The 4,261-nt window shown below is 69.3% G+C and carries 6 protein-coding genes; 4 read left to right on the forward strand and 2 right to left on the reverse strand.

The features are described from left to right. The 3 genes from JHC79_RS18870 to JHC79_RS18880 all read left to right on the forward strand — a co-directional run. Positions 1-1,404 (forward strand): MFS transporter (locus JHC79_RS18870; protein WP_296393703.1); only part of this gene is annotated, 1,404 nt, incomplete at its 5' end. A 135-nt stretch (positions 1,405-1,539) separates the two neighbouring features. Then, a complete protein-coding gene (locus JHC79_RS18875; RefSeq protein ID WP_296393705.1) occupies positions 1,540-1,839 on the forward strand; it encodes a hypothetical protein in 300 nt (99 codons plus the stop codon). Between the two features lie 76 nt (positions 1,840-1,915). Beyond that, entirely contained in the window at positions 1,916-2,269 is a 354-nt protein-coding gene (locus JHC79_RS18880) for a helix-turn-helix domain-containing protein (protein ID WP_296393708.1), read from the forward strand. 1 nt (position 2,270) lies between these two features. Here the strand turns inward: JHC79_RS18880 and JHC79_RS18885 are convergent, their stop codons facing one another. Together JHC79_RS18885 and JHC79_RS18890 are read right to left on the reverse strand one after the other, a co-directional pair. Then, the gene (locus JHC79_RS18885) at positions 2,271-2,540 is read right to left on the reverse strand and encodes a hypothetical protein (protein WP_296393710.1); all 270 of its coding nucleotides are present in this window, start codon (positions 2,538-2,540) and stop codon (positions 2,271-2,273) included. A 95-nt stretch (positions 2,541-2,635) separates the two neighbouring features. Further along, the gene (locus JHC79_RS18890; protein WP_296393712.1) at positions 2,636-3,268 is read right to left on the reverse strand and encodes an HD domain-containing protein; all 633 of its coding nucleotides are present in this window, start codon (positions 3,266-3,268) and stop codon (positions 2,636-2,638) included. A 73-nt stretch (positions 3,269-3,341) separates the two neighbouring features. Here JHC79_RS18890 and JHC79_RS18895 point away from each other — a divergent pair. Then, on the forward strand, positions 3,342-4,261 hold a 920-nt coding region (locus tag JHC79_RS18895; RefSeq protein ID WP_296393716.1), incomplete at its 3' end, for a helix-turn-helix domain-containing protein.

The raw sequence follows: 4,261 nt of genomic DNA on the forward strand, positions 1-4,261 counted from the left end.
GCCGCGTGGATACCGCTGGCCGCGCTCTGTCTCGCGTTCTTCGTCGAGATGGTCGACAACACGTTGCTGTCCATCGCGCTGCCCACGATCGGGCGCGACCTCGGGAGCGGAACCACTGCGCTGCAGTGGGTGACCGGCGCCTACTCGCTCACCTTCGGCGGCCTGCTGCTGACCGCGGGATCGATCGCCGATCGGTTCGGCCGCCGCCGGGTGCTGTTGGTCGGGCTCGGCGTCTTCGGCTCGGTGAGCCTGCTCGTCCTCGCCGTGACGTCGACCGGCGAACTCATCGGCCTCCGAGCCGCGCTCGGGGTCGCGGCTGCGGCGATGGCGCCGATCACCAACTCGTTGGTCTTCCGGCTCTTCGACGACAAGACCCTGCGGATGCGTGCGATGACCGTGATGATCGTGGTCGGTATGGCGGGATTCGTCCTCGGGCCGGTTCTGGGCGGCACTGCCTTGGCCCACGTCAGGTGGGAATGGTTGTTGGTCGTCAACGCACCGATCGCGCTGATCGCCGCAATTGGTGTCCGACTGGGTGTTCCGGCCGACCGACCCGGCGACCTCACCGCCGACAAGCTCGATCTGCCCGGCGCGTTGCTCAGCATCACGACGATCGGTCTCGCGTGCTGGTCGCTGACCAGCGGTGTGGAACACGGTTGGCTCTCGACGCCGACTGTCACCTCGATCGTCGGTGCCGTGGCTGCCGGAGTGGCGTTCGTCTGGCACGAACGCCGCAGCGCTGCGCCGATGCTGGACCTGCGCCTGTTCTCGAGCGGAACGGTGCGGGGTGCGGCCATCGCGCAGGTCGGTACGTCGATCGCCATGGCGAGTGTGATGTTCGGGCTGATCCTGCACTTCCAGTACGCGTACGGGTGGAGCCCGATGCGTGCCGGGCTGGCCAACCTACCGATCATCGTGACGATGGTCGTGGCCACGCCGCTCTCGGAGTGGCTCGCCGCACGATTCGGTCACCGCATCGCCTGCGTCATCGGTGCGCTCTGCCTCGCCGGCTCGCTCGGGGGCCTGTCGTGGGGCGTCGAGCACGGGTACGCCGCCATCGCGGCCTCGATGGTCCTGATGACGATCGGGCTGCGCACCGTGATGACGATCTGCGCGATCGCCCTCGTCGACGCCATGCCGGCCAACCGCACCTCGATCGGTGCCGCCCTCAACGACACCGCCCAGGAGGTGGGCACCAGTGTGGGCACCGCGGTCGTCGGCACACTCATCGCGGCCCTGGTCACCACGCAGCTGCCGAGCGGCGCCTGGAGCAGCGCCCTGATCGACTCCTTCTTCCACGGAGAGCGGATCACCTACGCGGTGCTCGCCGTTGTCGTCGGGGTCGTCGCCGTCGGCGGGGCTCTCACGCTCACCGACTCGCGCAACGCCTCCGAGGTCGATTGACCTGTGCGCCCCACCGTCTGGGTCGGGAGTCGGCCCCTGCCTGCTCGTCGAGACCTTCCCGTGACCTGGGCACGTTCCCGTACCGATCGCCGCGCGATCGCCCAGGATGTCGGACGCCGGACCTAGTGTCGACTCGTGAGCGAAAACAACACCGGTCCCGCCCGTCGCGTGGGTACCCACAAGTCGATCGCCGACCTCGTTGCCGAGGATCACACCCTCGCAGAGGTCGCTGTCGCGTTGGACATGTCGGTCATCGAGGTGCTCCGGTGGTACACGGAGATGGCCGCACTGCTGCACGTGCGAGAACTGCCTGCTCTCGCGAAACGCCTGCGCGCCATGGAGTACGGGGCGTCCACCGTCGCCCCATGGAGCAGGGAGATGTTCACCGTCGACTCCGGCGCCGTGCCGGTGCAGACCACGTCCCTCGCGGGCTAGGGGATCGGGCACCGTAGGCGGCGTCGCGCTCTGCAAACGAGAGCGCGCAGGCCGACGCGCCGATAGCATCCCCGGCATGGACAGGGCGAGTGCGACGCCGCGACCCGGGCAACCGGTGCGCGGTTCGGCAACCGGGCGCCCGATCATGGTGCTGCTCGACCTGCTGGGTCGTCGGGCGGCCCTCGGGGTGCTGTGGGCGCTCGCCGACGGACCGGCGTCGTTTCGGGCGTTGCAGGAACGTGCGGGAGGTGTGGCCGCGAGCACGCTCAACACCCGCCTGGCCGAGCTCCGCGGCGTTGATCTCGTGATGCGGACCGACGACGGTTATGCACTCACCGCCGACGGCACCGACCTGCTCGCGGCGGGCGAGCCGTTGATCGAGTGGGTCAACGACTGGGCCGCGAAGCTCGACCCACCCGCGGGCGCCTAGGTCACTTGTTGGCGAGGACGATCTGCGATCCGAGGAAGGCCACGTAGGCGCCGAGTGCGACCCAGCCCGCCGTGCGCGTCGCCGGGATCGCGATGGCCGCACCGACCACCGTCTCGGTGAAGCCGTTGCGCTTGATCCACGTGCTCGTGTCCTTCGGGAACGCCTGCACGGTGATCGCCTGGAACGCCTGCGGCACCACGAAGTGTGCGACACCCGTCGCGGCCAAGGTGACTCCGACGGCGGTGGGAACGAATGCGGACTGGTTGCTCATGGACGTCCTTCACGTGGGGATGGCTGCGATCTCACATCAGAGTCAAGCGCACCGGTGCTCTCAAAACAAGAGCGAGAAGCCCTGAACGGATCGGGTCAGCTCCGCCACGGGGACTCGGCCGCGGCCAGCTCCATGCGCGTGACACCGTTCTCGCGCCGCTCGCGGAGCAGTTCGCCGGGCGTCGAATAGCGCGGTGCCGCAGCCTCGTCGCGCGCGGCGTGGTCCACGATGGCGTCGACGAGCGAGCGCACCATCGACAACCGCGGATATCGAGCGTGGATGTCGTCCGCATGGTCGCGGACCACGTCCGCCTGCCGTCCGAAATCGATACCGACACCCTCGCGGACGAGGTAGGCGAGCAGACCCCGACGCTCGGCGATGCCCGGGCTCGTATGGATGGCGATGGCCTCCCAGACGCGGTCGACATCCGTCGCCGTCACACCGTGGTCGGTCAGCAGCGCGGCGGCGAGGTCGGCGCCCTCGACCTCGAACCGTTGACGCCCCGGAGCGCGGGAGCCCGCGCCGAGGTCGTGCATGACGGTCGCCGCGAACAGGAGCCCCGGGTCGTAGTCGGCGTCGCGCGTGGCGTTCTCGTGATCGGCGAGGAGCACCGCCCACAGGTAGCTGCGCACCGAATGGTTGAACACGGATTCGGACTCGGTGGATCGAGCCGCCTGCAGTGCGGCGATGGCGATCGGATCGGTCGGGATCTCGAGGAGAAGTGGCATGTCCCTGATCCCACCCGCGCCGCGCCGGTGGCACCAGTGGCCACAAAGCCCTGTCCCGCTCGAAAATGGTCACGTGACACACAACGTGGCCGTGCTGGTCCTTCCGAGAGCCCTCCCACTCGACCTCGGCATCCCCATGCAGATCTTCGGGTTCGACCCCCGTTACTCGCTGACCGTGTGCGCGGACCCCGACCTGGGTCCCACCCCGGTCGGGGGAGTGACGATGTCGGGAACCGAGCCACTCGGCGCGCTCGCGCACGCGGACACCGTCGTCGTACCGGGCGTCGAGAATCCGGTGGCAGCCGTTTCGGCGGCCACTCTGGCGGCCCTGGCTGCAGCAGCCGACCGGCAAGCGCGGATGGTGTCGATCTGCACCGGGGTCTTCGCGCTCGCCGCCGCCGGCCTACTGACGGGACGGACGGTCACCACGCACTGGCAGGAGGCAGACCGCCTTGCGCAGATGTATCCCCGGCTGACCGTCGACCCGCGCCCGCTGTTCCTCGACGACGGCGACATCCTGACCTCGGCGGGCGTGACCGCAGGCGTCGACCTCTGCCTGCACCTCATCGCGCGTGACTTCGGCTCCGGCGCAGCCAACCAGCGGGCGCGGGCCATCGTCGCACCTCCGAGACGCAGCGGTGGCCAGGCCCAGTTCATCCCGGTGGCTCGCCCGACGGCGCGCGGAGAACGTCTCGCCGACCTGCGGGCGTGGATGACCGACGACCCCAGAGCACGTCACACCCTCACCGAACTCGCTGCGCGCGTGCCCTGTTCACCACGAACCCTGGTCCGTGCCTTCGTCGCCGAGACAGGTCTGACGCCCGCACAGTGGATGGTGACGGTCCGGATCGACCTCGCGCGCGAGATCCTGGAGACCACCGACCTGCCGGTCGAGCAACTCGGTGAGCGAACCGGACTCGGATCCCCCGCCGCGACGCGTGCAGCGTTCCGAAAGGCCTGCGGCGTGAGTCCGGAGCGGTATCGGCGGACCTT

It is taken from the genome of Williamsia sp. (genome assembly GCF_016462415.1).
Taxonomy (GTDB): domain Bacteria; phylum Actinomycetota; class Actinomycetes; order Mycobacteriales; family Mycobacteriaceae; genus Williamsia_A.

Bases quoted from the DNA above. Each gene is read 5' to 3' on its own strand.
- JHC79_RS18880 (WP_296393708.1), top strand. From the start codon at position 1,916: ATGGACAGGGCGAGTGCGACGCCGCGACCCGGGCAACCGGTGCGCGGT.
- JHC79_RS18885 (WP_296393710.1), bottom strand. From the start codon at position 2,540: ATGAGCAACCAGTCCGCATTCGTTCCCACCGCCGTCGGAGTCACCTTG.
- JHC79_RS18890 (WP_296393712.1), bottom strand. From the start codon at position 3,268: ATGCCACTTCTCCTCGAGATCCCGACCGATCCGATCGCCATCGCCGCA.